This window comes from Actinoplanes sp. 13 (assembly GCF_056134165.1).
Genome location: NZ_JBVYOQ010000044.1, coordinates 1 through 26,516 on the forward strand (window position 1 = coordinate 1; position 26,516 = coordinate 26,516).

Consider the following 26,516-nt stretch of genomic DNA (forward strand, 5'->3'; position numbering starts at 1 on the left):
CCACGTCGCTGGATTGCTGGGCCCAGCCGTACGGGTGCACCGTCGCGGGCCGTCTCGCGGGAAGCGTAACTATTCGTAGCGTTTCGGACCCCCAGAGCAGGAAAGATCCTCATATGTCGGACCTATGCCATGGAGGATATTGACCGGTCTCCAGCCTCCCAGGCACCCCGACCAGCCTCACGAGCCAACACCTTGGGGACCGGCATCAAAAGCCGGTGTGATTCCAGATCAGGCGGATCTACAACTGCCGTCTCCGAGCTTGACGAAGCTCGCCAATGCACGCTAAGTTCTTCTCATATCGAGTAATACTCATGGAGAGAATGAAGCGAAGGCAGCCACCATGGACGAAACGAGCTTCCTCGCCGGCTACGACCCTGCGAGATACCCATCCGTCGCGGTCACCGTGGACGTCGTGGCTCTGACGATCCGGGACGCCAAGCTCTGCGTCCTGCTCGTCGAGCGCGGCGCCCCGCCCTACGCCGGCCACCGCGCCCTCCCCGGCGGCTTCGTCAAGGCGGAGACCCTCGACGAGGCCGCGAGGCGGGAGTTCGCCGAGGAAACCGGCCTCAACCCCGGCACCGGCGACCTCGACCGCGTCCACCTGGAGCAGCTCAAGTCCTACGGCACCCCCGACCGTGACCCCCGGATGCGCGTCATCTCCGTCGCCTACCTGGCCTTCGCCCCCGAGCTGCCCGAGCCCACTGCCGGCTCCGACGCCGCCCGCGCCTACTGGGTGCCGGTCGACGAGGCCAAGGACCTGGCCTTCGACCACGACGAGATCCTCGCCGACGGCCTGGAACGGGCTCGCGCCAAGCTGGAGTACACCCCTCTCGCGACCGCCTTCACCAACCCCGAGTTCACGATCAGCGAGCTCCGGCAGGTCTACGCCGCCGTCTGGGGCGAGGAGCTGCACGCCGGCAACTTCCACCGCAAGGTGCTCTCGGTGCCGGGCTTCGTGGAGGGCACCGGCGGGACCACGGCGCGCGGCGGGGAGCGCGGCGGGCCGCGGGCCAAGCTCTACCGGGCCGGCGACGCCAAACTGCTGCACCCCGCGCTGTTGCGGCCGACCAGAGAGGACCGGGTGCGATGACGAAGAAGGAGCGTCCGCCCAGGCCGGCCCGTTACCGCGGACGGCACCGCCGGCAGCGACGGAGGTGGATCAGGTGATCACCTTCGACGAGGCGGTTCCGCGGATCATGGCGGCGAGCACCTTCCAGGATCTCAGTGCGGGCGAGAGCGACCTGACGAAGGCGTACCGCAGATGGGTCAAGCTGGTCCATCCGGACACCGTCGCCGCGCCGCGGCGCGCGACCGCGACGCAGGCCTGCGCGAAGCTGTCCGATCTTTACCGGAGTCACCGCGCCGGGGTCTTCCGGAGGGGCGACATCGCCGACCTTTTCACCAGCGACGGCGACGTCCTGCTCAAGGTCCCTCGCGATCCGGCCGACAACGATCTCATGCGGGCCGAGGCCGATTCTCTGCGCCGGCTGCACTCCAAGGGTGACCCGCGGTTCCGCGCCTACGCGCCGAAACTGATCGACAGTTTCGTCCATGAGGATGACGCGCGGCGAAGACGGCACGTCAATGTGGTCAAGCGGCAGAAGTACACCGAGCCGGTCGGCGAAACCCGCGTGACGCTGGAAACCGGGATCTGGATCTGGCGAAGACTGCTGGTGGCGCTCGGGTGGGCGCACCGCGCCGGTGTGGTGCACGGCGCCGTTCTGGGGTCGCATGTGCTGATCAACCGGCGGGATCGCGGACTGGTTCTGGTGGATTGGTGCTATGCGGGACATCGACCTGGAGCGATAGTGAAAGCAGAGGAGTCTGCCTATCCCCCGGAGGTGCTGCTGGCGAAGACCGCCGGACCGGCCACCGACATCTACATGGCTACCGGATTGATGACCCGGCTGATCGGCGAGCAGATGCCGCGGACGTTGCAGCGTTTCGCGGCCGGCTGTGCCTATCAGAACGAACGGATGCGCCCGCAGGACGCCTGGGCGCTGCTGGCCGAGCTCGACGCGATCATCCCCCAGCGGTACCGGAACTGAGGAGGAAGACATGGGAAGCGGACGATGGTCCACTGACGTCTACACCGCGGCGGCCGACTACCGCGCCGCCTCCGGGCAGAGCGCCTTCGCGTACAGCGACAGCGGCGCCCGCCGGGTGCACCCGGATCTGGACCCGCACGGGGTGTTCATGCGGGAGAGCCGGGACAGCGACGAGCACCCGTTCAGCACGCCGATCGCGGTCCTGTTCGATGTGACCGGCTCGATGGGCACCGTCCCGCGGGCCCTGCAGACCAAGCTGCCGCAGCTGCTCGGCCTGCTGACCAGGCGGGGCTACGCGATCGACCCGCAGATCATGTTCGGCGCGGTCGGGGACGCGACCTGTGACCGGGCGCCGCTGCAGGTCGGGCAGTTCGAGTCGGACAACCGGATGGACGAGGACCTGGCGAAGATCGTGCTGGAGGGCGGCGGCGGCGGTCAGAAGCGGGAGTCCTACGAGCTGGCCCTGTACTTCCTGGCCCGGCACACGATCCTGGACTCGATGATCAATCGCGGCCGGCGGGGCTACCTGTTCATCATCGGCGACGAGATGCCGTACCCGCAGGTCAAGCCCGCCGAGGTCAAGGCGGTGATCGGCGACGAGCTCCCCCGGCCGCTGAAGACCGAGGAGATCATCAAGGAGCTCCAGCGCAAGTACGACGTCTACTTCATCCTGCCCACCGCGGCCGGCTGGGGCGGCGACAAGGAGGTCCTGGACCGCTGGCGCGGGCTGCTCGGGCAGAACGTGCTGGAGCTCGACGACCTGGACGCGGTGTGCGAGACCATCGCGCTGACCGTGGGCCTCGGCGAGGACGCCATCGAGCTGGACGAGGGCCTCACCGACCTGGCCGACGTCGGTTCGACGGCGAGCAGCTCGGTCGGCCGGGCGCTGGCGCCGTTGCAACGCGCCGTCGTGGTCCGGGACGCGCCGTTCGAGATCACCTCGGGGCCGAGCGGGAACAAGCGGCTGTGATCGACGAGCACCTCGCCGTCGTCGATCTGGGTTACGGGGACGCCGGCAAGGGCACCGTCGTGGACGCGATCTGCGCCGCCGGCAGGACCCGGGCCGTCCTGAGGTTCAACGGGGGCGCGCAGGCCGCCCACAACGTGGTCACCGAGGACGGCAGGCACCACACGTTCGCCCAGTTCGGGTCGGGGACGCTGCGGGGCGTGCCGACTCACCTGACCCGCTTCACGGTGGTCGATCCGACGGCGCTGGCTGCCGAGGCACGGGCCCTCGGGAACCCGTTCCACCTGCTGACCATCGATGGGGACGCACTGCTCGCCACTCCGTGGCATCGCGCCGCGAATCGGCGCCGGGAGCTTGCGCGGGGCGGTCGGCGGCACGGTTCGTGCGGCATGGGCATCGGCGAGACGATGGCGTACGCGCTGGAGCACTCCGATGCTCCCCGGGTCGCCGACACCCTCTCCCCCACCCGCCTGCGCCGCCGCCTGACCGCGGTCCGGGACGCGCTCGGCGCCGACCACGACGTGCCGGTCGAGGCCGTGGTGGACGCCTTCACCGCTTTCGCCGCCACCGTCCGTGTCGTCGGCCCGGATCACACCGGCCGTCTGCTGGCCGAGGGTCCCTGCGTCTTCGAGGGCGCGCAGGGCGTGCTGCTGGACGAGTGGCGCGGCTGGCACCCGCACACCACCTGGTCGACCACCACTTTCGACAACGTGGCCGCGCTCTGCGGTTCGTTCCGCCGGCTGGGCGTGGTGCGCACCTACACCACCCGGCACGGCGCCGGGCCGTTCGTCTCCGAGGCGCCGGAGCTGGATCTGCCGGAGGCGCACAACGGCCGGGACGAGTGGCAGGGCACGTTCCGGACCGGGCACTTCGACGCGGTCGCCCACCGGTACGCGGTGGAGGTGGCCGGCGGTGTCGACGGGCTCGCCGTCACGCACCTCGACGTGCCGGAGCGCTGTCCGGGGCTGCGGATCTGCGGCTCCTACCGGGTCGACGGCGAGCGCTGGGACCGGATCACGCCAGGGCCGCACCGCGACCTGCGTCATCAGGAGAAAATGGCGGAAAAATTGCTGCGGGCCCGCCCGGATTCGCTTTACCGACCTGACGACTGGGCCGCCGAGATCGCCGATCTGCTGGGTTCACCGGTATTTCTGGAATCTCACGGGCCCCGGTCCTCGGATAAGCGTGTGACAATTACCCGGTGACCGGGACCCCAAACCAGAAGCGCCCGGAACAGGAAAGACTTGCCTAACAAGGGCTGAGGGAAGGCTTACCTCATGGCTCGTAGGCTTGCCTTACCTAAGGCTGCGAATCTTTATGACAACATCAATGGGATAAGTGGAAACAGTCCCCGATGCGGGTTAGTGTCGTCGAGAGGCCATTGACCAACAGGGAGCTGGTAACCATGACGCAGATGATGAACATGCCGCGGGTGCAGACCTGTACGGTCGCCGAATGCGGCTACAACCACGACGGCTGCACCGCCTTCGCGATCACGATCGGAAGCCTGAGCAGCGCCGAGTGCGACACCTTCATCGACACCGGCGACCAGGGCGGCATGGGTGTGGCGACCGCTCAGGTCGGCGCCTGCAAGCGGGCCGACTGCAAGTACAACGCGAACCTGGAGTGCCGGGCCCCGGCGATCACCGTGGGCGCCTCCACCGACCGGGCCGACTGCCTGACCTACGAGCACGCCTGATCGACCCGACCTCGCAGGGCCCGCCGTGCCGGCGGGCCCTTTCCGTATCCGTACGCCCCTGGCCCTACCAGGGGATACGCCCCCCGGCGTATTGCTCCTTCGTCGACCCACCTCGATGCTGAGAAGGTCGGCTCGAAGGGGGATAATCCGATGCGTACGACATATCGAATCATCGCGTCATCCATACCGTTCCTGGTGCTTCTGCAGCTCGCGGTGATCGCCGGCGCCTGGTTCATCGTCCTGAACGACCTCGACGCCGGGACGGTCCTGGACAAGAACACTGTGGACAACTGGGCGCACGTCGTGCACCGCCAGGTCGGCATGGCCGTGATCCCGCTGCTCGCGCTCAGCCTGCTGATCGTGTCGTTCTTCGCCCGGATCCCCGGCGGCATCACCTGGGCGCTGATCGTGCTGGGCGTGGTCGTCCTGCAGGTCTTCCTGGCGTTCGCCGGCTTCGCCGCCCCGATGCTGGGCCTGCTGCACGGACTCAACGCGGCCGCCGTCGCCATGGTCGCCGAGATCGCCGCCCGCAAGGCCAAGGTCACCACCACGGCGCCGGCCCAGCCGGCCGCCGTCTGACCCGCCGTGCGCACCGGTGCCCGGGCCGCCATCGCCTCGGTGGCGGCCCTCACGGTGCTCGGGCCGCTGGGCTGGTTCTGGTACGACAGCCTGGTCCCCGGCACCTACGACATGGCCGCGATGGGCCACGCCGACCACGGCGGCGGCCCGGTCACAGCTCATCACCACACCGGCGCCCTCAGCGTCGCCGGCCTGCGCGGCCCGTCCGGCACACCGGAGGTGGCCGTCACCCTCACCGCACGCCGGGACGGCGACAGCTACACGCTGAACGGCACCTCGCCCGGCCCGGAGATCCGCGCGGGCCAGGGTCAGCTCGTGGAGGTGACCCTGATCAACGAGTCGATACCGGACGGCGTGACCCTGCACTGGCACGGCGTCGACGTGCCGAACGGGGAGGACGGGGTCGCCGGGCTCACCCAGGACGCGGTCGGCATCGGCGGGCGGCACGTCTACCGGTTCGTCGCCGAGGACGCCGGCACCTACTGGTACCACTCGCACCAGGTCTCGCACGAGCAGGTGCGAGGTGGCCTGTTCGGCGCGCTGGTCGTGACGCCTGCCCGGAAGCTCACCGCCCGGGACCCGGTGGTCGCGGTGCACACCTACGCCGGCCGGCGGACGATCAACGGGACACCCGGCCTCTCCGCGCTCGACGCCGCGCCGGGCGAGCCGGTGCGGGCCCGGGTGATCAACACGGATGCCGGCCCGATCCGGGTCCGGGTCAGCGGGACCGGGTACCGGGTGGTCGCCGTCGACGGCCGCGACGTGCACCAGCCGGCCGAGATCAGCGGGAAGGCGGTGCTGGTCACGGCCGGCGGGCGGGTCGATCTGGCGTTCACCGCGCCGGGCCGGCTGGACGTCGGCGGCGGCGCCGCCATCGGATCGGGCGAGGCCTCGGCGGAGCCGCGCGAGCTTGTCGACCTTCTGTCGTACGGACGTCCGGCGCCGTTGGGACTGGACCCGGGCAGCGCGTCCCGGGTGTTCGACTACCGCATCGGCCGGCGGCCCGGGTTCCTCGACGGCGTGCCGGGTCTGTGGTGGACGGTCAACGGCCGGCTGTTCCCGGACGTCCCGATGTTCATGGTGCGCACCGGCGACGTGGTCCGCATGACGGTGCGCAACTCCAGCGGCGAGGTGCACCCGATGCACCTGCACGGCCACCACGCGGTGGTGCTCAGCCGCAACGGGACCCCGGCCACCGGCAGCCCGTGGTGGGTCGACTCGCTCGACGTCGCCGACGGGGACAGTTACGAGATCGCCTTCGTGGCCGACAACCCGGGCATCTGGGCGGACCACTGCCACAACCTCGAACACGTCCCCGAGGGGCTGGTCGCCCACCTCGCCTACGAGGGGATCAGCACGCCGTTCCGGGTCGGCGGCGACGCGGGCAACGTCCCGGAGTGAGCGGCGGGACAGACCTAGAGGTACATCCCACCGATCTGCGGCTCCTGCTGCGGGACGGTCACCGGGGCGGCGCCCGTCTTCAGCGCGTAGAGCTCGGCGAGCGTCGCGCCGTCCGGGCCGATCCCGGCGGACCGGCCGAGCCACGCGACCGCCTCGGCGTACGGCAGGCGCCCGACCTCGATGCTGGCCAGGCACCGCCCCGGCCGGACCACCGCGGGGTGCAGCGCCGAGAGGTCCTCGTTCGTGGTGATCGCGATCAGCGCGTTGCGGCCCTGACCGAGCAGCCCGTCGGTCAGGTTGAGCAGCCGGGACAAGGCCTGCCCGGCGCTCGCCTTGGCCTCGCCGCGGATCAGCTCGTCGCAGTCCTCCAGCATCAGCAGCCGCCACTTCTGCTCGCCGTCGTCGCTGCCCAGCGCCACGTTCATCAGATAGGACGGGTCGGCGAACAGGCGTTCCGGGTCGAGGACGCAGTCCACCTGGCACCAGGACCGCCACTGCTGGGCGAGGGCGCGCAACGCGGTGGTCTTGCCGGTGCCGGGCTCGCCGTGCAGCAGCAGGAGACGGCCGGTGACCGCGGTGGCGTCCACCGCCATCAGCCGTTCCAGGGTCTCGGCGACCGGCCGGGCGTAGTTCACCCGGATCTGCTCCCAGCCGGTGGCGCCGATCTCCCGCTCGGTCCGGCGCGGGCCGTGCTGGCTGTGATGCCAGAAGCCGATCGGCACGCTGTCCGGGCTCGGGGCCGGCTCCTCGCAGGCGCCGTCGACGGCCTCGGCGAGCACCTTCTCGGCCAGCTCGGCGCTGACCGCGGTGACCGCGACCCGGGCCCGGCGGCTCTGCTTCCAGCGGGTCACGTGCAGCGACCAGCCGTCGCCGACGCTCAGCCAGCCGTGCCCGTCGTCGTCCTTGGCGTCACGGACCAGCCGCGCGCCTTCGAGCGACAGCGGCGCCTCGGCACGCAGGTTCTCCAGATATTTCGTGCGGCCGAACGGTTCGCGGCCGGTCACGAAGGCGTCGAGCGCCATCAGGTCCACGACGTCGACGAGCCGGTCGTCGTCGTCGACCGACCCGGCGAGCGGCAGGCTGAGACCGCCCGGCCCGGTCGGGCGGGCTGCCGCGGTCCGGTCCACAGGCTGATGCGGTACGCGCATCACCCCATGATCCGAGGGCGGGGCTCCTTCGGCATCTCGTTTTCCCACGGTCGAGTGCTGTGGTTCACCGGGGCGTGAGCAGGAACACCGGGATGAGCCGGTCGGTCTTGGTCTGGTACTCCGCGTACGGCGGGTAGGCCTCGACCGAACGCTCCCACCACAGCTCCCGCTCGTCGCCGGAGAGCTCGCGCACGTCGTAGTCCCGCTTGTCCGGGCCGTCCTGCAGCTCGACGTGCGGGTACTTGCGGATGTTGTGGACCCAGACCGGGTGCTTCGGCGCGCCCCCGAGGGAGCCGACCACCGCGTACTCCCCGTCGTGCTCGACGCGCATCAGCGCGGTCTTGCGCAGCAGGCCGGTCTTCGCGCCGACACTCGTCATCACGATGATCGGCTTGCCCACGATGGTGTTGGCCTCGGCACCGTCGGTGGACTCGTACTTCTCGGCCTGGTCGCGGGCCCAGGCGGACGTGCTCGGTGCGTACTCACCAGTCAGCGGCATGATCCCGAGCATAGAGCGGATCGGCGTCTCCCGGGTGCTGCGGTCCAGCGGGTGACCAGCGGCACCGTGACAGCATGGTCCCCAAGGTGACGTGGGTGAGGTTTACTCATACCCCATGGGCATCATCTCCCGTGGCTTCGGCGGGCGGCGGCGTGACCCGTCGCCCGACCTGCCGCCCGGCCAGTACCAGACGCACGACTTCCCGGTGCTCTCCGCCGGGCCGACCCCGCGGATCCCGCTGGACCGGTGGAGTTTCTCGATCGTCACCGAGACCGGCGAGAAGCACACCTGGAACTGGGACGAGTTCACCGCGCTGCCGGCCGAGGAGATCACGGTCGACATCCACTGCGTGACGAAGTGGTCGAAGTTCGGCACCGGCTGGAAGGGCGTCTCGCTGGACACCCTGCTGGCGGACGTCGAGTCGGCCGCCGACTACGCGATGGCCCACAGCTTCGGCGGCTACACCACCAACGTCCCGGTCGAGGACCTGCTGGACGGCAAGGCGTGGATCGCGTACGAGTACGACGGCGAGCCGCTGCACCCGGAGCACGGCGGACCGGCCCGGCTGCTGATCCCCCACCTGTACTTCTGGAAGTCGGCGAAATGGGTCAACGGGCTGCGGATGATGCCCGAGGACGAACCCGGCTTCTGGGAGGCCGCCGGCTACCACATGTACGGCGACCCCTGGTCCGAGCAGCGTTACCACGGCGACTGATGCGCGGCCGGATCACCTGGCGGGTGGCCACCGTCACCGGCGTGCGCCAGGAGACACCGTCGGCGCGCACGCTCGTGCTGGACGTGCCGGAGTGGCCGGGCCACCTCCCCGGCCAGCACGTCGACATCCGGCTCACGGCCGAGGACGGCTACACCGCCCAGCGCAGCTACTCGATCGCCTCGGCGTGGGAGCCGTCCGGCCCGGTCGAGCTGACGGTGCAGCGGCTGGACGACGGCGAGGTGTCGCCGTACCTCACGGACGTGGTGGAGAAGGGTGACCGGATCGAGCTGCGCGGCCCGGTCGGCGGCTGGTTCGTCTGGCGTCAGGCGCAGCCGGCGCCGGTGCTGCTGGTCGCCGGCGGCTCCGGGGTGGTGCCGCTGATGTCGATGATCCGGGCCCGGGGCCTGGCCCGCGGGCGGCAGCCGTTCCGGCTGATCTATTCGGTGCGTACGCCCGAGGACGCCTGTTACGCCGAGGAGCTGCGCCGGCGGGTCCGCGACGACCCCGGCCTGGACGTGCACCTCGTCTACACCCGCAAGACGCCCGCGGGCTGGCCGGCGCCGCCGAAACGGATCGACGTGGCGACCCTCAACACGCACGGCTGGCCGCCGGACTTCCAGCCGGACTGCTTCGTCTGCGGGCCCACCTCGTTCGTCGAGACGGCCGCGGACATCCTGGTCGCTCTCGGGCACGACCCCAAGCGCATCCGCACCGAGAGGTTCGGCGGAGCCTGACGAAGGAGCGGCCCATGGAACTGGACGGCAACGCGCTCGCCGGTGACCTGCGCGAGGTCTTCGCCGCCGACGTGACCAGCGCGACCTTCACCTGCGCGGGCTGCGGTCACGCCGGTGCCGTGGCCACCCTTCGGGTATGGGAGCCGGCGCCGGGACTGGTCGGCCGCTGCCCCGGCTGCGCCGACGTGATCCTGCTCCTGGTCCGCACCCCCGACCGCGTCCTCCTCAGCCTGCCCGGCACCACCCGCCTCGAATTCAGCGTGTGAACCTGCGGTTCGCTCCGCACCTCAACTTCACACACCCCCGACCGGCAAGCCAGCGTGTGAACTTCCGGCTCGATACGCACCCCAACTTCACACACCCCCGAGCGGCAAGCCAGCGTGTGAACTTCCGGCTCGATACGCACCCCAACTTCACACACCCCCGAGCGGCAAGCCAGCGTGTGAACTTCCGGCTCGATACGCACCCGAAGTTCACACGCGGGCTCAGGCGGTGACGGTTAGCAGGAGGGCCTGTTCGGGGGTCAGCAGCGGCGCCGGGAGGCCGACCTCCGCGAGGACGCGGCCGGGCAACGTGACAGAGCCGGCGGCGAGCCAGGCCGGCGGCGCGTCCTGCATGACGCGGGGCGGCGTGCCCAGCGGGCGGACCGTGTAGAGACGGTCCGGGTCCAGCCCGGGGAATCGCACCGGCGGCGGCAGGGCGGACCGCGGGGACCCCATCGCCACCAGGGCGAACAGCGCCTCAGAACGGTCGCGGCCGACCACCCCGTGCAGCTGGTGTGCCGCGTCCGCCGCGTCGGCGCGGACCACCACGCCGGTGTGCAGCAGCGGGCGCAGCCGCTTGTACTCGGCGATCCACGCGGCGATCTCGGCGCGTTCGGTGGGCGAGGCCGCGGTCAGGTTCCATTCGATGCCGGCGCTGCCGAACAGGGCGGTGGCCAGCCGGAAGCCCAGCGCCGAGGTACGACCGGTGACATGCGCCGTCCCGTCGCCGAGGTGCCCGCCGAGATATTCCGGCGGGATCAGCACCCCGGTCCACCGCTGGATCCGCTGCCGGTCCAGCGGGTCGTTCGTGTCCGAGGTCCAGAACCGGTCGACCAGTTCGAGGATGCCGAGGTCGATCCGGGCGCCGCCGGAGGCGCAGCTCTCGATCTCCACGTGCGGGAATGCCGCCCGCAGCTCGGCGAGCAGCCGGTACAGCGCGGTGGTCTGCCGGTGCGAGCCGGGGACGAGCAGGTCCCGGTTGTGATCCCACTTGAGGAACGCGATCGGATATTCGGTGAGCAGCGCCGACAGGCGGTCGAGCAGATGGGCGTACGCCTGTGGGTTGCCCAGGTCGAGGACGTGCTGCCACCGCCAGGTGAGGCCGCCGCTCAGCATCCAGTCCGGGTGGGCGCGGGCCAGGTCCGAATCCGGGCTGATCATCTCCGGTTCCACCCAGAGCCCGAAGTCCATCCCGCGCTCGCGCACGCGGGCGATCAGCGGGTGCAGCCCGGACGGCCAGACCGAGGTGTCCACGGTCCAGTCGCCGAGGGCCCGCTTGTCGTCGCGGCGGCCGGTGAACCAGCCGTCGTCCAGCACGAACCGCTCGACCCCGACGTCAGCGGCCGCGTCGGCCAGCGCGCCGAGCACCTCGAGGTTCTGGTCGAAGTAGACCGCCTCCCAGGTGTTCAGCACGACCGGCCGGGGCAGCCGCGGCGCGGAACGGGAGCGGATCCACGGGTGCAGCCGGTCGGAGAGCCCGTCGATGCCGTCGTCGGAGAAGACCGCGACGAGCCACGGCGTGCGGTACGAGCCGCCGGGCGCCAGCCGGATCTCGCCCGGTGCGAGCAGTTCGCCGGCGCCGAGCGCGCCGGGACCGAGCGCGTTGCGTTCCGCCCAGACCCGTTTGTCGCCGCTCCAGGCCAGGTGTACGGCCCAGACCCGGCCGCGCCGGAAGCCGAAGCCCGGCTCACCGGCCATCATCAGGAAGGCGTCGTCGTGGCCGGGGCGACCGTGCCGGCTCTCCCGGCTCCACACCCCGTGCCGCAGCGGCGCGCGCTGCGGTTCCCGCTCGTGTGCCCAGAGCCCGGTGAAGTCGAGCAGTTCGGCGGCGTGCTCCGGGACGGGCAGCACCACGTCGAGCCCGGCCAGGTCGAAGCCGGCGTCACCGCAGTTCTCCAGGACGTGCCGCACCCGCAGCACACCCTCCGGGGACAACTCCAGCTCCGTCGTGATCGCCAGCGTGTCGTCGGTGCTCGCGCAGCGTACCCACGCCGTGTTGTCCTGAGCCTGCGCACCGGCCAGCCGGAACGACCCGGCCGGGTGACCCCGCAGCGCCGGCCTGCCGCTCCATCCTTCTGCCGGCGACGGCAGGAGCGAGAATCGCAGCGGTACGTCGATGGAGCTCGGCGGCACGGCGGGCACCACGGCGCCGGCCAGCGCCTCGAGCCCGCGCTCGTCGAGGTCGCCCAGGTCCGGGCCCCAGTGGACGACGGCCGGCACGGCAGCGCCGCGGGCGTCCAGCACGAGGCTGGTGCCCGCGGCGCGCAGGTGGAGCACGGTCACTCGGCCACCGGGATGGACTGCGACTTCAGGTTCTCGATCGTCGACGTCTGCGCCTTGGTCAGCGCGTCGGTCAGCGTGCCGTTACCGGAGACGGCGGCCTTGAAGCCGTCCGAAGCGGTGGCGTACGTGGAGGTCATCGTCGGTCCCCAGACGAAGTCGGCCGCGACCTGGGTGGAAGCCTGCGCGAAGACATCGTAGATCGCCTGGCCGCCGTAGAAGTCCACACCCTCTTTGAGGGCGGGCAGCGAGGCGCCGGCCTTGGTCGCCGGGTAGAGCTGCGCCTCCTTGTTCAGCAGGGTGAGCGCCTCCTCGGAGGTGTTCAGCCAGAGCGCGAACTTGGCCGCCTCGTACGGGTGCTTCGAGCCCTTGAAGACCGCGGTGGCCGAGCCGCCCCAGTTGCCGGCGACGGTGCCGCCGGAGGTCCACTGCGGCATCGGGGCGACCGCCCACTTGCCCGAGGTCGACGGCGCGCCGGACATGATCGAGTTGGCGCCCCACACCGCGGACACCCAGGTCCACGCCTTGCTGGTGTTGTACGCGTTGTCCCACTCGGTGGTCCACGGCGGCACCGTGGAGACCAGCTTGGAGTCGAGCAGTCCCTGCCAGTAGTCGGCGACCTTCTTGGTGTTGTCGTCGGCCATGGTCACCGACCACTTGCTGCCGTCGTTGGCGAACCAGCGGCCGCCGGCCTGCCAGGCGAGCCCGGCGAACTGGTTGATGTCGCTCTGCGAGAAGTTGGTGATGAAGCCGCCGGCGGCCTTCACCTTCTCCGCGGCCGCGGCGTACTCCTCCCAGGTGGTGGGCAGCGGGATGTTGTTCTTCTCGAACAGGTCCTTGCGGTAGAACATCGCCATCGGGCCGGCGTCCTGCGGGACGCCGAAGACCGAGTTCTCCTCGCCGAAGGTGACCTGACCCCAGGTCCAGTCGACGAACTGGTCCTTCGCCGCGGTGACCTCGGAGCAGTCGGCCAGGTTCGTCAGGCCGTCCTGGACGCGGAAGCTGGGCAGCGCGTCGTACTCGATGTGGCCCAGGTCCGGGGCGTTGCCGGCCTTCAGCTGGTTGAAGAAGTTCTGGTAGGTGCCGCCGTTGCCGTTCGGGCCGGTCTGCACCTTGACCTGGATGTTCGGGTTCTTGTCGTTCCAGACCTTCACCACGTTCTCGATACCGGGAATCCAGGTGGTGTAGTTCAGCGTGACCGGGCCCGAGGACGGGGCACAGCTCGCCGCGCCGGCCGTGGTGCCGGCCTCGTCGTCGCCGCCCGAGGAACAGGCGGTCAGAGCAAGCGCGGAAACCAGCGCGATGCTCAAGGAGCGCATCGGAAGACGCATTTCATCCTCACTTCTTCGGAATTAAGGGGGTTACTTGACGGCGCCGGCGCCGAGGCCGTTGCGCCAGAAGCGCTGCAGGAGCAGGAAGGCGACGACCAGGGGCACGATCGAGACGAGCGCGCCGACGAGCACCAGCATGCGGAGCTCGGGGATCTGGTTGACCTGGGTGTTCCAGGTGTAGAGGCCGAGGGTGACCGGGAAGAGCCGCTCGTTGCCGAGCATGATCAGCGGCAGCAGGAAGTTGTTCCAGACGGCCACGAAATGGAACAGGAAGATCGTCACGAGGGCCGGGAACATCAGTCGCGTGGAGACCTTGAAGAACGTGCGGACCTCGCCGGAGCCGTCCAGCCGGGCCGCCTCGAGCAGCTCGTCGGGAACGCTCGCGGTGGCGTAGATCCGGGCCAGGTAGACGCCGAACGGATTCACCAGGCTGGGCAGGAAGACCGACCAGAAGGTGTTCGTCGCCTCGAACTGGCTGAAGATCAGGAAGAGCGGGAGGGCGAGCGCGGTGGCCGGCACGAGGACCCCGCTGAGCACCACGTTGAAGATCGCCTCGCGGCCGGGGAACCGGTACTTGGCCAGCGCGTATCCGCACATGGCGGCCAGCACGGTGCCGAGCAGCGCGGCCCCGCCGGTGTAGACGAGGCTGTTGCCCAGCCAGCGCAGGAAGACGCCGTCGCGGTACGCGAACAGCTCGCCCAGGTTGTCCAGCAGCGCGAAGTCGGCGAACCAGAGCGGGTCGGTGCTGGAGAACTCGGACCGGGTCTTCGACGACGCGACGACCAGCCACCAGATCGGCACCAGGAAATACAGCGTGCCGGCGCCCATCACCACCATGGGCAGGATGCGGTTCCTCACTGGTCGCCTCCCCGCCGCTGGGTCAACTTGAGGAACGCGAAGGACAGGGCGCACGTGGCCAGGGCCAGCACCACCGAGAACGCCGCGGCCAGGTTGAAGTTGGGGATCGACGAGGTGGAGTACACGGTCAGGTTCGGCGTGTACGTGCTGGAGACCGCGGAGCTGAAGGTCCGGAAGACCTGCGGCTCGGCCAGCAGCTGCAGCGTGCCGATGATCGAGAAGACGGTGGTCAGCACGATCGCCGGCATCACCAGCGGGATCTTGATGGACCAGGCCGTGCGGATCGCCCCGGCGCCGTCCATCCGGGCCGCCTCGTAGACCTCCTGCGGGATGGCCAGCAGCGAGGAGTAGATGATCAGCATGTTGTAGCCGACGTAGACCCAGGTCACCACGTTCGCCATGGCCCACAGCACCAGGTCCGCGGAGAGCAGGTCCCAGTTGCTGGTGAGCGCGGTGAACGGCGACAGGTTCGGCGAGTAGAGGAAGCCCCACATGATTGCCGCGACCACACCGGGCACCGCGTACGGCACGAAGAACGCGAGCCGGAAGAAGCGGCGGCCGCGGACCAGGCCGGAGTCGAGCAGCAGCGCCAGGACCAGCGCGATGCCGAGCATCACCGGCACCTGCACGATGCCGAACAGCAGCACCCGGCCGATCGACTCCCAGAACGGGCCGTCGGTGAAGACGCGCTGATATTGGGCCAGCCCGCCGAAGACCTCCTGGGCCGGGCCGAACGTGCCGGAGCGCTCCACCTTGTACAGGGACTGCTTGATCGCGTACCCGATCGGCGCCAGATAGAAGGCGGCGAACAGCAGGGCGAAGGGCAGGATGAAGAAGAGCAGCGCGCCGACCGGCACCCTCTTCTTGCTGCCCGGCTTTCTGCTGACGGTGCTGGTGCTCACGGTGTCTCCTCCCGGACGACGCCCACACCGCCGCCCTCGACGCGGAGCAACCCGTCCACCCGCTCGCTGGTGACGAGGTCGTACCCGCTGGTGGGGATCTCGACGGGTTCGGCCCCGTGATTGACGACGAACAGGTAGCTGCGGTCGTCGCCGCGGCGGCGGACCACCTCGACCGACCCGTCGTTCGCGGGACCCGCCGGCCGGACGCCGGCCGTCCCGGCTGCCTCCGCGACCAGCTCGCGCAGGCCGATCGGGTCCAGTTCGGTGGCCACGTACCAGGCGGTGCCGTCGCCGTGGCGGTTGCGGGTGATCGCCGGAACCCCGGGCAGTGGGCCGTCGGTGTAGGTCGCCACCGTCTCCGCCGTCGTGGTCCGCAGCCGCTCGGTCCAGAGCCGCGCGCGGGCGCCGTTGCTGAGCCCGACCTCGTGATCGGGCAGCAGCGGCGCGAATTCCTCGGCCAGCACGCCCAGCACCTCACGGAACGCGCCCGGGTAACCGCCCAGCCGGATCCGGTCCCGCTCGTCGACGATCCCGCTGAAGAACGTGACCAGCAGGGTGCCGCCGTCCCGCACGAACTCGGTGATCCGCTCGGCGGCCGGGTCCGGCACCATGTAGAGGCACGGGACGACGACCAGCTTGTACCCGCTGAGATCGGCCTCCGGGGAGACCACGTCGCAGGTCACGCCCAGTGCGCGCAGCGCCCGGTGGGCGGCGTGCACCTGGTCGAGATATCGCACCGCCTGCGACGGGCGGGCCTCGCCCTCGGCCGACCACCACGATTCCCAGCTGAAGAGCAGCGCGACGTCGGCGTCCACCCGGGTGCCGGCCACCTCCTCGATCCGGTCCAGGGTCGCGGAGAGCCGCAGCACCTCGCGCCAGGCGACGGTGTCGGTGCCGGCGTGCGGCAGCAGCGCCGAGTGGAACTTCTCGGCACCCTGCGCCGAGGCCCGCCACTGGAAGAAGCAGATCGAGTCGGCGCCGCGGGCCACGTGCGTCAGCGAGTTGCGCAGCATCTCGCCGGGCGCCTTGGTCAGGTTGTGCGGCTGCCAGTTGACCGCGCCGGCCGACTGTTCCATGAGCATCCAGGGCGCGCCACCGGCCAGGCCACGGGTCAGGTCGGCGGCGAAGGAGAGCTCCGCGACCGGGTCACCGAGGCGGTGGTCCAGGTAGTGGTCGTTGGCGATCACGTCCATCTCCGGCGCCCAGGACCAGTAGTCCAGGTTGCGGATGTGGGCGGTGACCATGAAGTTCGTGGTGACCGGTATCCGCGAGTGCAGGCGCAGCACGTCGGCCTCGGCGCGGTAGTGGCCGAGCAGCTCGTCGGAGCTGAACCGGTGGAAGTCGACGATCTGGGCCGGGTTGCGCAGCGAGAGGGCTTCGCGCGGCGTCTGGATCTCGGACCAGTCGCCGTACCGCTGGCTCCAGAACGATGTGCCCCAGGCCTCGTTCAGAGTCTCGATCTTCCGGTACCGGCTGCGCAGCCACTCGCGGAACGCCTCGGCGCTCACGTCGCAGTAGCAGAGCGCGTTGTGGCAGCCCAGCTCGTTGGAGACGTGCCAGAGGGCGACCGCCGGGTGGTTGCCGTACCGGTGGGCCACCCGCGCCACCAGGTCCAGTGCCCGGTCCCGGAACACCGGCGAGCTGGGGCACCAGGCCTGCCGGCCGCCCGGGAACCGGGCCGTGCCGTCCGCCGCGACCGGGAGGATCTCCGGGTACAGCGTGCTGAGCCAGGGCGGCGGCGAGGAGGTGCCGGTGCCCAGGTTCACCCGGATCCCGTTGGCGTGCAGCAGCTCGACGACCTCGTCCAGGTCGGTGAAGTGGTAGTCGCCCGGGCGCGGTTCGAGGTTCGACCAGCCGAAGATGTTGACGGCCACCAGGTCGACGCCGGCCCGGCGCATCAGCGCCACGTCCTCACGCCAGACGTCCGGCGACCACTGCTCCGGGTTGTAGTCACAGCCGAGGCTGATGCCAGCAAGAGGGAACGTGCTCATAAAACTCCTGGTCACGAGTGTGTGCACGTGCACACATTTCGTCCGGCTGTGATGCCGGTTACGAATGTGTGAACGTGCACACAGTAGGACTGGCCTGGCACGCCGTCAATAGTCGCGGCGTTATCGTGATCGCATGCCCCGGCCGAAACCGCAGAAGCGCGCCACGGTGCACGACATCGCGGCCGCCGCGGGCGTCTCCCGCGGCACCGTCAGTCGCGTGCTGAACGGCGGATACGTCTCCGCCGAGGCCCGTGCCGCGATCGAGGCCGCCATCGAAGAAGTCGGGTACGTACCGAACAACGCCGCACGCGCGCTGAAGATGCGCCGATCGCAGGCGGTGGCGTTCGTGGCGCTCGAACCGCACTCACTCTTCCTCGACGACCCCAACATCGGCTCGATCATGCTGGGGGCGAACGCGGCGCTCTCGCTGGCCGACCACCAGATGGTCAGCCTCGTCGTCGAGTCGGCCCGCGACACCGCCCGGGTCGCCCGCTACCTGAGCGGCGGCTTCGTGGACGGGGCGATCGTGGTGTCGGCCCGGACCCGGGACCCGATCATCCGGGTGCTCTCGGACCTGTCCCTGCCGGCCGCCTTCGTCGGCCACCCGCCCGACCTCAGCCTCCCCTTCGTCGGGATAGACAACGTCGGCTCGGCCCGGGCGATCACCACTCGGCTGCGGGACGGCGGGCGGCAGCGGATCGGCATGATCGCGGCGGCGCTCGACCGGGACTCCGGGATAGACCGGCTGACCGGATTCCGTACGGCCCTGGGCGACCGGTTCTCCGCCGACCGGGTCGTGGAGGTGCCGCTCTACGACTACAACTCCGGCATCAAGGGGATGCGGGCGCTGCTGGAACGCGACCCGGCGATCGACGGGGTGTTCGCCGCGTCGGACGCTGTCGCGGCCGGGGCGCTGGAGGCGCTGCGCGAAGCCGGGCGGAGCGTGCCGGGCGACGTGGGCGTGGTCGGCTTCGACGACAGCACGTGGGCGGTCCGGTGCCAGCCGCCGCTGTCCACCGTGCATCAGCCGGCCAAGGAGCTGGGGTCGTACGCGGCTCAGCTCGTGCTGCGCCAACTCGACGGCGAGCACGTGGAGCCGGGCGGGCAGCTCCTCCCCACCCCGATCGTCTGGCGCGAGTCAGCCTGACTGTGTGAAGTTCGGGTGCGAATCGCACCCGAACTTCACACGCTTGTCAGGCGCCGCGGAAGCTGCGCAGGCGCTGGGCCAGCGTGGGCGGCGGCGGTGGCGGCACCGGGCGCCGGCCGGGCGACGGGGCGGACCTGCCGATCGGCTTGTCGTAGTCGGCCGTGGCGATCGCCTCGATGATCTCCTGCTCGTCGAAGCCCTCCGAGCCGGGGATGGACGGGACGAAGCCGACCAGGACACCGTTGCGCATGACCTGCGCCTCGAGCCCGGCGGTGCCGTCGTTGTCCCAGACCGCCTCGCGACCGTCGGGCAGGACGACACGGATCCCGTACTGCGTGACGCCGGCGCGCGGCAGCTTCAGATGAGCGAACACGTTGCGGGTGCGCAGGCTGTCGACGACCCGGCGGGCTCGTTTCTCGTCCATGACATGACCGTAATCCGCTGATCTGGAAACACGCTGAAGATCCGCTCGGGGGCCGTCGAGCACCGCACACGTAACATCACCCGGTGTGATAATCCCAGGTCACATCGATGGATGTTACTACAACGTAATAAGAAAGTCACCGGATTCCATTTCTCGGAAGCGCGGCTTACTGTGCGGTAACCGAAGCGCTTCGGCCCCAGATCCCCACGCGGATACCGGAGGCCATCGATGAGAACGGCCAACGTCCTAGCCACTCTCGTCACCTCGACCGTCCTCAGCCTCGCCATCGCCGCACCCGCCCAGGCGGCGAGCATCGACTACGTAGCCCTCGGCGACTCCTACTCCAGCGGCGTCGGCGCGCCCGGGCAGTCCGGGACCTGCCTGCGCAGCAACTCCAGTTACGCCGCACAGTGGGCGAGCCGGAACGATCCGGCCTCGTTCCAGTTCCTCGCCTGCGGCGGCGCCAAGACCGACGACGTCGTCAACACCCAGGTGCCCGCCATGCGGAGCGGCGCCGACCTGGTCAGCATCACGATCGGCGGCAACGACGCCGGCTTCGCACCCACCATCGTCACCTGTCTGACCTCGAGCGACTCGGCCTGCGCGGCGAAGGTGGCGGAAGGGAAGGCGTACGTCAGCAGCACGCTTCCCGGCAAGCTGGACGCGACCTATCAGGCGATCCGGGCCAAGGCTCCGGGCGCCCGGGTGGTCGTGCTGTCGTACCCGCTGATCTTCGACACGTCGCGGCTGCTCTGCGAGATGAGCCTCGCCAAGCGGCGGTCGATCAACAGCGGGGCGGAGGCCCTCGACGCGATGATCAAACAGCGCGCGGAGGCCGCCGGGTTCGTGTACTCCGAGGTCCGCGACGAGTTCTCGGGGCGCGGGGTGTGCTCGTCCCGGCCCTTCATCAACGGGCTGACCATCGTGCCGCCGCAGAACTCGTACCACCCGAACACGAGCGGCTACACCAGCGGATACCTGCCGGCCTTCAGCGGCTCAGCCGCCTGACGCCCGACCTGTGTGAATGCAGGGCTCGATTCGAGCCCTGCATTCACACACAACCGGGTTGCACCGGGAGGGGAACGGAACGGCTGTCGGGGCGGACCAGGATGCTCCGCATGGCTCGAGTGAACATGCTGCTCTTCTTCGCTGTCGTCGCTTTCAGTGTGGTGGCGCTGATCGACTGCCTGCTCACGGAGCGGTCGCGGACGCGGTCGTTTCCGCGGGCCGCCTGGATCGTGCTGATCCTGCTCTGCCCGGTGGCCGGGGCGATCGCCTGGTTCCGGAGCGGTCGCGCCACGTCGGCCGCGGAAGCCTGCGTGCCGGCGCCGCGCGGCCCGATCGGCCCGGAGGACGACCCGGAGTTCGTCCGGATGCTCGCCGAGTCGATCCGCGGGATCTGAGCAACGGTCACCAGGTGAACGGGGCGCCCCGGGTGGTGCTCGAGGCCATCCGGCCCTCCCGGACGTAGCGGTACGACAGCACCACCGCGTAGGTGCGCCCGCGCTGCGGCGTGGCCCCGGACGGGCCGCACTCCTTGGTGAACGAGTCCCTCGTGAAGATCAGGCCGTCGCACGCCATCGGGCCGGCGACCATCCGGCCGCTGCCGGCGTCCTGCAGGCTCACCTCCAGGCGGCCGCGGCCTCCCGCGGGCGCGGTCAGCGACGCCTGGAACTGCACGTCGCGGCCGACGGAGTGGCAGGAGCGCGGGCCGAGCGGGGTGCGGCTGGGCAGGTCGTAGACGAAGTTCTGCGAGCACTGCCACGGGCCGTACGGTTTCCGTTCCGGAACAGGGGACCTCTTGGCCGTCCTTCTGGGAGCGGGGGGCGTAGGGCGTACCTCCGCATGGGTCTTGGGAGCCGGAAGCGCGACGCCCCGAGCTGTCTTGCGGCTCTTCGGAGGCCGGGTGGCAGCTCGCTGGGCCGGCGCGCCGCGAGAGACAGCGGGTCCGCCGAAGGCCACCCCCGGTGCGCTCGGCGCGGTGATCACCGTGGTCTGCTCGGCCGGTTCACCGCGCGAACGGCCCAGATGCCAGGCCGTGGTGGCGATGCCGGAGGCGAGCATGGTGCCGGCGACCAGCGCGGCCGTCGCGCCCGGGCGGGCCCACCGGCTCGGCGGCACGTCGTTGCGCAGCCGGCGGCGACGCGACCCGGACCGGCGCGGGCCCGGCACCTGGGCCGGCACCCGGCTCGGCAGGGAGGCCGGCGCCTCCGCGGGGACCAGGCTGGGGGCGGCGAGCGCGGGCACGTCGACCAGCAGCTCGGCAAGGTTCTTCAGGTCGGCGACGAGCTCGGCGGCGCTTGGCCGTAGGCGCGGCTTGCCGGCCAGGCACAGCATGATGATCCGCCAGAGCGGATCGGGGATGCCGGGACGGCGCACCGGGTCGCCGTCGGCGTGCATCCGCATCAGCTCCTCGATGGCGTCGCTGCGGTACGGCGGGCGCCCGGAGACCAGCTCGTAGAGCAGCACCCCGAGCGCGTACACGTCGGTGGCCGGGCTCGGGGTGACCCCGTGGAACGCCTCGGGCGCCATGTAGTGCGGCGTCCCGACGACCGCGTTCGGCGTGGTCATGCTCGGCAGGTTGAGGATCCGGGCGATGCCGAAGTCGGTCAGCCGGGTCTGCAGCTGCCCGTCCTGCCGGCAGAGCAGGATGTTGTCCGGTTTCAGGTCGCGGTGGATGATGCCCAGCTCGTGCGCCTGGGCCAGCGCCGACGCGACCTGCCCGGCCAGCCGGACCGCCTCGCCGGGCGGCACCGTCCCGTGCGAGTTCAGGTGGTCGCGCAGGCTGCCGCCGTCCACCAGGTCCATCACCAGTCCGAGGGTCTCCCCGACGCTGAACAGGTCGTGCACCCGCACCACGTGCCGGTGCCGCAGCATCAGCAGGATGGTCCGCTCCTGCACGAAGCGGGTGACCAGCCGGGGCTGCCGCAGCAGGCTCTCGTGCAGCAGCTTGATGGCCACCGGCTTGCCGCCGGCGCGCTCCTCGCCTCGCCAGACGGTGCCGGTCGCCCCCTGCCCGATTGGTCGGACCAAAAGGTACGAATTCCCGACACACCGCCCGGCCAGTCGCGCATCCGAGCCGCTATCCGTGGGATCCTGGTTCAACTCCGCGGTCCTTCCGATGACGGCAATGCCACGGAATACTGCGGTTTGTCCGGATCGACTGGCAAGCGTTGCGGCCCGGTTTCGCACCCTTCGGTAGGACTCAGCCCTTCCCCGTCACCGCCGTCGGTCCCCCGTCGTTCGAGGAGTCGACCGGCGGGCGCGGCGGCTGCGGCCCGCACAGCGACCGGATCGCGCCGAGCAGCGTGGACCGGGTGAACGGCTTCTCCAGCAGCATGCTGTTCTCGTCCAGATGCAGCTGCGGCCCGAGCGACGCCGCGGTGTATCCCGACATGTACAGCACCGGCAGGTCAGGCTGATGCGTCCGCAACGCACCGGCCAGCTCCGGCCCGGTCATCGTCGGCATCACCACGTCGGTGATCAGCAGGTCCGGCCGCGCCCCGGAGGCGACCTGGGTGACCGCCGTCAGCGCGTCGGTGGCCACCGTGATCTCGTACCCGGCCGGCGCGATCAGCCGCTGCACCAGCTGCGCCACGTCCGGCTGGTCCTCGACGATGAGGACCCGGCCGATCACCGCGTTCTTCTCCTTGCGCTCCCCCGACGGCGTCTTCTGCTGCTCGGCGGCCGGCAGATAGATGTGCACCGTCGTGCCGATCCGCGGCTTCGACTCCAGCTCGATGTGCCCGCCCAGGTTGTGCACGATACCGGCGGTGGTGGCCAGCCCCAGACCGGCGGCCGTGGGGCGGGTGGTGAAGAACGGCTCCAGCGCCCGCCGCCGGGTCTCGTCATCCATCCCGGCGCCGGTGTCGGTGACCACCAGGTGCACCAGCTTGCCGGTGGGCGCACCCTCGGCCAGCTGGCCGGGCTCGATCACCTCGTTGGTGGCGGCCACCCGGACCATGCCGCCGTGCAGCATCGCGTCCCGGGCGTTCGCGGCGAGATTGACCAGAGCCTGCTCCAGGGGGCCGCGCTCGGCCTTGACCGGCCACACGTCCGGCCCGAACGCCAGGTCCAGCCCGATCCGCTCGCCGAGCGTCCGGCTGAACAGGGCCTGCACGTCGGTGAGCAGGTCCGGGATCGGGATGACCTCGGGCCGGTTGCCCTCGCTGCGGCCGAACGCCAGGAGCTGGTGGGTGAGCGTACGCCCGGCGCCCACCGCGTCCAGGATGTCCTGCGCGAGCTGCTGGTGCGTCGACCCGTCCTCGGAGCTGGACAGGATCATGTCGGCGGAACCGGCCACCACGGTCATCAGGTTGTTGAAGTCGTGCGACAGGCCACCGATCAGCTGGCCCAGGCTGTCCAGCCGGCGCAGATGGTCGAGCTGCCGCTTCAGCCCCCGCGCGTCGATGTGGTCGGTGGTGTCGGTGATCATGCAGAGCACGCCGCCGAACTGGCCGTTCTCGTCGTACACCGGCATCATGCTGATCCGCACGCTGCGCCGCGACCCGTCGGCCCGCATCAGCCGGGTGGCGCCGACCGTGGAGCGGCCGGTCCGGCACTCGGCGATCCGCCGGTCCAGCTCCTTCTGCCCGACGTTGTCCAGGAAGCCGCGCAGCGACACCCCCAGCAGCTCGGCCCGGGGCATACCCAGCACCACGCCGATCGGCTCGTTGGCGTAGGTCGCGACACCCTCGGGGTCGAGCTGGAGCACGCCCTCCGGGATTGTCTCGAGCACCCGCCGGTACCGCTCCTCGGCATTGCGCAGACGTTCCTGCGCCCGGGCCGACGAGACCGCCAGCGACAGCTCGCCGGCGATGTCGCGGGCCAGCTCGACCTCGGGGGTCGAATAGAGGGCGCCCTGGGTGTGCCGGGTCAGGATCAGATAGCCGGCGTACGTGTTGTCCACGATCACCGGGCACAGCACGGCCGCCTGGATCCCCAGCTCCGGGGCGCCGAGAGCGGCCGCCGCGTCGCCGGCCAGCACGATCGGGCGGCGGCTGGCGGCCAGCGTGGTCGAGTACTCGTTGTCCGGCATCTGGCCGGCGCGGTCCAGGACCCGGGCCAGCGTGCCCGAGCGTTCGTTGTCGACATGGTGGTACGCGAGAGCCTCGTACCGGCCGTCGTCGCGCAGCAGTTGGACGCCCGCGCCGTCGCCGATCATGTCGGCAGCGGCGCGGGCGGCCGTCGAGCACACCTCGGCCGTGTCGCCCACTGCTCTGCTGAGCGCGAGGGCGAGGTCGGCAAGTGCGAACCGGAGGGGGTAAGCCATGACACCCATGAACGCATTTTTCGCGTTTGGTGAGGCCTGTGTTGCCTGAATCGAGTTTTATTAAGAAAAAAGGGCGCTTACCGACTCGCCGTTGTGGATCCGCCGCATCGCCTCGGCCAGCGGCGCCGCGACCGACAGGATCGTCAGCTTCTCGGTCCGCTTGCTCGGCGGGATCGGCACCGTGTTGGTGCAGACGATCTCCTCGATCTCCTTCTCCGCGGAGAGCCGCTGCACCGCGTCGTTGCTGAACAACCCGTGCGTACACGCCACCCGCACGCTGCGCACGTTGCGCTCCCGCAGCCGGGCCAGCAGCTCGAAGACGGTGCTGCCCTTCGCGATCTCGTCGTCCAGCACGATCACGTCCCGGTCGGCCACCTCGCCGATCACCGAGCTGATCACCACCTTGTCGTCCGCGAACCGCTGCTTCGCGCCGGCGGCCACCTCCACCCCGAGCATCCGGGCGAACGCCGCCGCCTCCTTCGCGTTACCCAGGTCCGGTGAGACGACCACGGTGTTGCTCAGGTCGTACCCCCGGAAGTGATGGGCCAGCTCGCGCAGCGCATGCAGATGATCGACCGGGATGTTGAAGAAACCGTGCACCTGCGGGGAGTGCAGCGTCATCGCCAGCACCCGGTCGGCGCCGGCGGTGGTCAGCAGGTCGGCGACGAGACGCCCGCCGATCGAGATGCGCGGGGCGTCCTTCTTGTCGGACCGGGCATAGGCGTAGTGCGGCAGGACCACGGTGATCCGGCCGGCCGACGCGCCACGGGCGGCGTCGAGCATGAAGAGCAGCTCAGCGAGGTGCTCCTGGGTCGGGGGGACGAGCGGCTGGATCAGGAACACGTCCCGCTCCCGGCAGTTCCCCTGCAACTGCACCTCGATGCAGTCGTTGGCGAACCGGGACGTCCGGGTGGGCAGCAGAGGCACCGCAAGGTGCTCGCAGATCTCGGCGGCCAGCTCAGGATGGGCAGATCCGGTGAAAACGGCGATGTCACGCACGGGCACCACCCTAGAAGGCCCGATCGCCGGGTCGTCAGGACGGTCCCGGCTTCGCTAGCTTGTCAGACATGAACGGGCTTGCCGTGGCGTGCCGCCGAGTGGTCCACATCTACCGCGCCGAGGCGGGTGACGTGGTCGCACTGGCCGGTGTCGATCTGTCGATCGCACCGGGTGAGACGCTCGCCCTCGTCGGGCCCTCCGGCTCCGGCAAATCCACGCTGATCGCCCTGCTCGCAGGCCTGATGCGGCCCTCCGCGGGCCGGATCAACCTGGGCACCTACGACATGGGCAAGCTCTCCGACTCGGAGATCTCCCGGCTGCGCGGCACCGAGATCGGCGTCGTCCTGCAGGGCGCGGCGCGCAACCTGCTGCCCTACGCGTCGCTGCACCGCAACATCTGGCTCGCCCAGCGCCGCGCCGCGCACACCCGCGGCATCGAACTCGACGACCCGGACCGCATCCTCGACCTGGTCGGCCTCCCCGGCCAGGGCCGCCGCAAACTCGCCGACCTCACCCCCGGCGGCCGCCAGCGCGCGGCCCTGGCGGTCGGCATCGCCGCCGGGCCGGGCCTGCTGCTCGTCGACGAGCCGACCAGCCGGCTCGACACGGCGGGCCGCGACGAGGTGCTCGATGCCCTCGAAACCGTGAACCAGGAACGCCGGACCACCATCGTGGTGGTCACCCACGACAACGAGGTGGGCGCCCGGCTGGGCCGCGCGGTCACCATCCGCGACGGCCGGGTCGGCGCCGAGGGCCGCGACGGCCAGGACTTCGCGGTGGTCGCCGGGGACGGCACCGTGCAGTTGCCGCCGGAGGTGCTGGGTTCCTATCCGCCGGGCACGCTCTTCACGGTGCAACATCTGGACGGCGAGGTCACCCTGGTGCCGGGCGGAAGCGAGACGCCGATCTAGGGGGTACGCGTCAGACCGTCCCGCCAGATCTGGGCCGTCCCGGGCTCCACGCGGCCGGCTGCCTGGTCCCGGCCGCAGCGCGGCCACCGGCGCGAATCAGTGGTCCCGCCCCAGACGTCCCGCCCCCACTCCCCTCCCTCGCCGTGCGGGGGTTCAGCGTGTGAACCTCGGGTGCGCTCCGCACCCCAACTCCCCACACACGCCCCGCGTGGGCTCAGTGTGGGGACTTTAGGTGCGCTCCGCACCCGAAGTTCACACGCACGCCCACCCCGCCCGGCGACGCGCGCAAGCCGTCGCGCTCACCCCGGCGTGGGGATTTTGGGTGCGGTGCGCCCCAAGTCGACACGT

General features: G+C 70.5%; 25 protein-coding genes. 14 read left to right on the top strand and 11 right to left on the bottom strand.

The annotated features are described in order from the left end of the window. The first annotated feature begins 340 nt into the window (after positions 1 to 340). The 7 genes from AC0NH5_RS40720 to AC0NH5_RS40750 all read left to right on the top strand — a co-directional run bounded on the left by AC0NH5_RS40720 (position 341) and on the right by AC0NH5_RS40750 (position 6,694). On the top strand, positions 341 to 1,090 hold the full coding sequence (locus AC0NH5_RS40720) for an NUDIX hydrolase (protein ID WP_474413399.1): 750 nt from the start codon (positions 341 to 343) through the stop codon (positions 1,088 to 1,090). A 73-nt stretch (positions 1,091 to 1,163) separates the two neighbouring features. Next, entirely contained in the window at positions 1,164 to 2,048 is an 885-nt protein-coding gene (locus AC0NH5_RS40725) for a hypothetical protein (RefSeq protein WP_474413401.1), read from the top strand. A 10-nt stretch (positions 2,049 to 2,058) separates the two neighbouring features. Continuing rightward, positions 2,059 to 3,018, top strand: a complete 960-nt coding sequence (locus tag AC0NH5_RS40730) for a hypothetical protein (RefSeq protein WP_474413403.1) — start codon at positions 2,059 to 2,061, stop codon at positions 3,016 to 3,018. Beyond that, the gene (locus AC0NH5_RS40735; protein WP_474413484.1) at positions 3,018 to 4,220 is read left to right on the top strand and encodes an adenylosuccinate synthetase; all 1,203 of its coding nucleotides are present in this window, start codon (positions 3,018 to 3,020) and stop codon (positions 4,218 to 4,220) included. The genes AC0NH5_RS40730 and AC0NH5_RS40735 overlap by 1 nt, the downstream gene beginning before the upstream one ends. A 200-nt stretch (positions 4,221 to 4,420) precedes the next feature. Continuing rightward, entirely contained in the window at positions 4,421 to 4,714 is a 294-nt protein-coding gene (locus tag AC0NH5_RS40740; RefSeq protein WP_474413405.1) for a DUF1540 domain-containing protein, read from the top strand. A gap of 150 nt (positions 4,715 to 4,864) precedes the next feature. Next, the gene (locus tag AC0NH5_RS40745; RefSeq protein WP_474413406.1) at positions 4,865 to 5,293 is read left to right on the top strand and encodes a hypothetical protein; all 429 of its coding nucleotides are present in this window, start codon (positions 4,865 to 4,867) and stop codon (positions 5,291 to 5,293) included. Positions 5,294 to 5,299: 6 nt separating this feature from the next. Continuing rightward, positions 5,300 to 6,694 (top strand): multicopper oxidase family protein, encoded by a 1,395-nt coding sequence (locus AC0NH5_RS40750; RefSeq protein ID WP_474413408.1) that lies wholly within the window; start codon positions 5,300 to 5,302, stop codon positions 6,692 to 6,694. A gap of 14 nt (positions 6,695 to 6,708) precedes the next feature. Here AC0NH5_RS40750 and AC0NH5_RS40755 read toward each other — a convergent pair whose 3' ends face one another. Both AC0NH5_RS40755 and AC0NH5_RS40760 read right to left on the bottom strand, forming a co-directional pair. Further along, complete coding sequence (locus tag AC0NH5_RS40755; protein ID WP_474413410.1) at positions 6,709 to 7,842, bottom strand: DUF5925 domain-containing protein; 1,134 nt, start codon at positions 7,840 to 7,842, stop codon at positions 6,709 to 6,711. 64 nt (positions 7,843 to 7,906) lie between these two features. Continuing rightward, the gene (locus AC0NH5_RS40760; RefSeq protein ID WP_474413412.1) at positions 7,907 to 8,341 is read right to left on the bottom strand and encodes a nitroreductase family deazaflavin-dependent oxidoreductase; all 435 of its coding nucleotides are present in this window, start codon (positions 8,339 to 8,341) and stop codon (positions 7,907 to 7,909) included. Positions 8,342 to 8,456: 115 nt separating this feature from the next. Here AC0NH5_RS40760 and AC0NH5_RS40765 point away from each other — a divergent pair, with 115 nt between their 5' ends. From AC0NH5_RS40765 to AC0NH5_RS40775, 3 genes are read left to right on the top strand one after another with little or no spacing between them, the layout of a single operon-like run. After that, the gene (locus AC0NH5_RS40765) at positions 8,457 to 9,056 is read left to right on the top strand and encodes a sulfite oxidase-like oxidoreductase (RefSeq protein WP_474413414.1); all 600 of its coding nucleotides are present in this window, start codon (positions 8,457 to 8,459) and stop codon (positions 9,054 to 9,056) included. Further along, entirely contained in the window at positions 9,056 to 9,790 is a 735-nt protein-coding gene (locus AC0NH5_RS40770) for a ferredoxin reductase (RefSeq protein ID WP_474413415.1), read from the top strand. The genes AC0NH5_RS40765 and AC0NH5_RS40770 overlap by 1 nt, the downstream gene beginning before the upstream one ends. Before the next feature lie 14 nt (positions 9,791 to 9,804). Next, positions 9,805 to 10,056 (top strand): DUF6510 family protein, encoded by a 252-nt coding sequence (locus AC0NH5_RS40775; protein ID WP_474413416.1) that lies wholly within the window; start codon positions 9,805 to 9,807, stop codon positions 10,054 to 10,056. 219 nt (positions 10,057 to 10,275) lie between these two features. Here the strand turns inward: AC0NH5_RS40775 and AC0NH5_RS40780 are convergent, their stop codons facing one another. From AC0NH5_RS40780 to AC0NH5_RS40800, 5 genes are read right to left on the bottom strand one after another with little or no spacing between them, the layout of a single operon-like run. Further along, complete coding sequence (locus AC0NH5_RS40780; RefSeq protein ID WP_474413418.1) at positions 10,276 to 12,336, bottom strand: alpha-galactosidase; 2,061 nt, start codon at positions 12,334 to 12,336, stop codon at positions 10,276 to 10,278. Further along, complete coding sequence (locus AC0NH5_RS40785; RefSeq protein WP_474413419.1) at positions 12,333 to 13,664, bottom strand: ABC transporter substrate-binding protein; 1,332 nt, start codon at positions 13,662 to 13,664, stop codon at positions 12,333 to 12,335. The genes AC0NH5_RS40780 and AC0NH5_RS40785 overlap by 4 nt, the downstream gene beginning before the upstream one ends. A 30-nt stretch (positions 13,665 to 13,694) precedes the next feature. After that, positions 13,695 to 14,522, bottom strand: coding sequence for a carbohydrate ABC transporter permease (locus tag AC0NH5_RS40790; protein WP_474413420.1), 828 nt, complete (start codon positions 14,520 to 14,522; stop codon positions 13,695 to 13,697). Then, positions 14,519 to 15,424: a carbohydrate ABC transporter permease gene (locus tag AC0NH5_RS40795; protein ID WP_474413421.1), complete on the bottom strand. Its 906-nt coding sequence runs from the start codon at positions 15,422 to 15,424 to the stop codon at positions 14,519 to 14,521. The genes AC0NH5_RS40790 and AC0NH5_RS40795 overlap by 4 nt, the downstream gene beginning before the upstream one ends. Next, complete coding sequence (locus AC0NH5_RS40800) at positions 15,421 to 17,415, bottom strand: beta-galactosidase (RefSeq protein ID WP_474413422.1); 1,995 nt, start codon at positions 17,413 to 17,415, stop codon at positions 15,421 to 15,423. The genes AC0NH5_RS40795 and AC0NH5_RS40800 overlap by 4 nt, the downstream gene beginning before the upstream one ends. 133 nt (positions 17,416 to 17,548) lie before the next feature. On the opposite strand from AC0NH5_RS40800, the gene AC0NH5_RS40805 reads away from it, so the two are divergent. Next, positions 17,549 to 18,562 (top strand): LacI family DNA-binding transcriptional regulator, encoded by a 1,014-nt coding sequence (locus AC0NH5_RS40805; protein ID WP_474413423.1) that lies wholly within the window; start codon positions 17,549 to 17,551, stop codon positions 18,560 to 18,562. A 46-nt stretch (positions 18,563 to 18,608) separates the two neighbouring features. Here AC0NH5_RS40805 and AC0NH5_RS40810 read toward each other — a convergent pair whose 3' ends face one another. Further along, entirely contained in the window at positions 18,609 to 18,986 is a 378-nt protein-coding gene (locus tag AC0NH5_RS40810) for a hypothetical protein (RefSeq protein ID WP_474413424.1), read from the bottom strand. Positions 18,987 to 19,214: 228 nt separating this feature from the next. Here AC0NH5_RS40810 and AC0NH5_RS40815 point away from each other — a divergent pair, with 228 nt between their 5' ends. Continuing rightward, on the top strand, positions 19,215 to 19,994 hold the full coding sequence (locus AC0NH5_RS40815) for an SGNH/GDSL hydrolase family protein (protein WP_474413425.1): 780 nt from the start codon (positions 19,215 to 19,217) through the stop codon (positions 19,992 to 19,994). A 110-nt stretch (positions 19,995 to 20,104) separates the two neighbouring features. Beyond that, the gene (locus AC0NH5_RS40820) at positions 20,105 to 20,389 is read left to right on the top strand and encodes a PLD nuclease N-terminal domain-containing protein (RefSeq protein ID WP_474413426.1); all 285 of its coding nucleotides are present in this window, start codon (positions 20,105 to 20,107) and stop codon (positions 20,387 to 20,389) included. Positions 20,390 to 20,396: 7 nt separating this feature from the next. On the opposite strand, the gene AC0NH5_RS40825 is transcribed toward AC0NH5_RS40820, so the two are convergent. The 3 genes from AC0NH5_RS40825 to AC0NH5_RS40835 all read right to left on the bottom strand — a co-directional run bounded on the left by AC0NH5_RS40825 (position 20,397) and on the right by AC0NH5_RS40835 (position 25,257). Beyond that, complete coding sequence (locus tag AC0NH5_RS40825) at positions 20,397 to 22,019, bottom strand: serine/threonine-protein kinase (RefSeq protein WP_474413427.1); 1,623 nt, start codon at positions 22,017 to 22,019, stop codon at positions 20,397 to 20,399. 172 nt (positions 22,020 to 22,191) lie between these two features. After that, positions 22,192 to 24,258, bottom strand: a complete 2,067-nt coding sequence (locus tag AC0NH5_RS40830; protein ID WP_474413429.1) for a hybrid sensor histidine kinase/response regulator — start codon at positions 24,256 to 24,258, stop codon at positions 22,192 to 22,194. A gap of 60 nt (positions 24,259 to 24,318) precedes the next feature. Continuing rightward, a complete protein-coding gene (locus AC0NH5_RS40835) occupies positions 24,319 to 25,257 on the bottom strand; it encodes a ribose-phosphate diphosphokinase (RefSeq protein WP_474413430.1) in 939 nt (312 codons plus the stop codon). 68 nt (positions 25,258 to 25,325) lie between these two features. On the opposite strand from AC0NH5_RS40835, the gene AC0NH5_RS40840 reads away from it, so the two are divergent. Further along, positions 25,326 to 26,168, top strand: a complete 843-nt coding sequence (locus tag AC0NH5_RS40840; protein ID WP_474413431.1) for an ABC transporter ATP-binding protein — start codon at positions 25,326 to 25,328, stop codon at positions 26,166 to 26,168. The last annotated feature ends 348 nt before the right edge of the window (positions 26,169 to 26,516 follow it).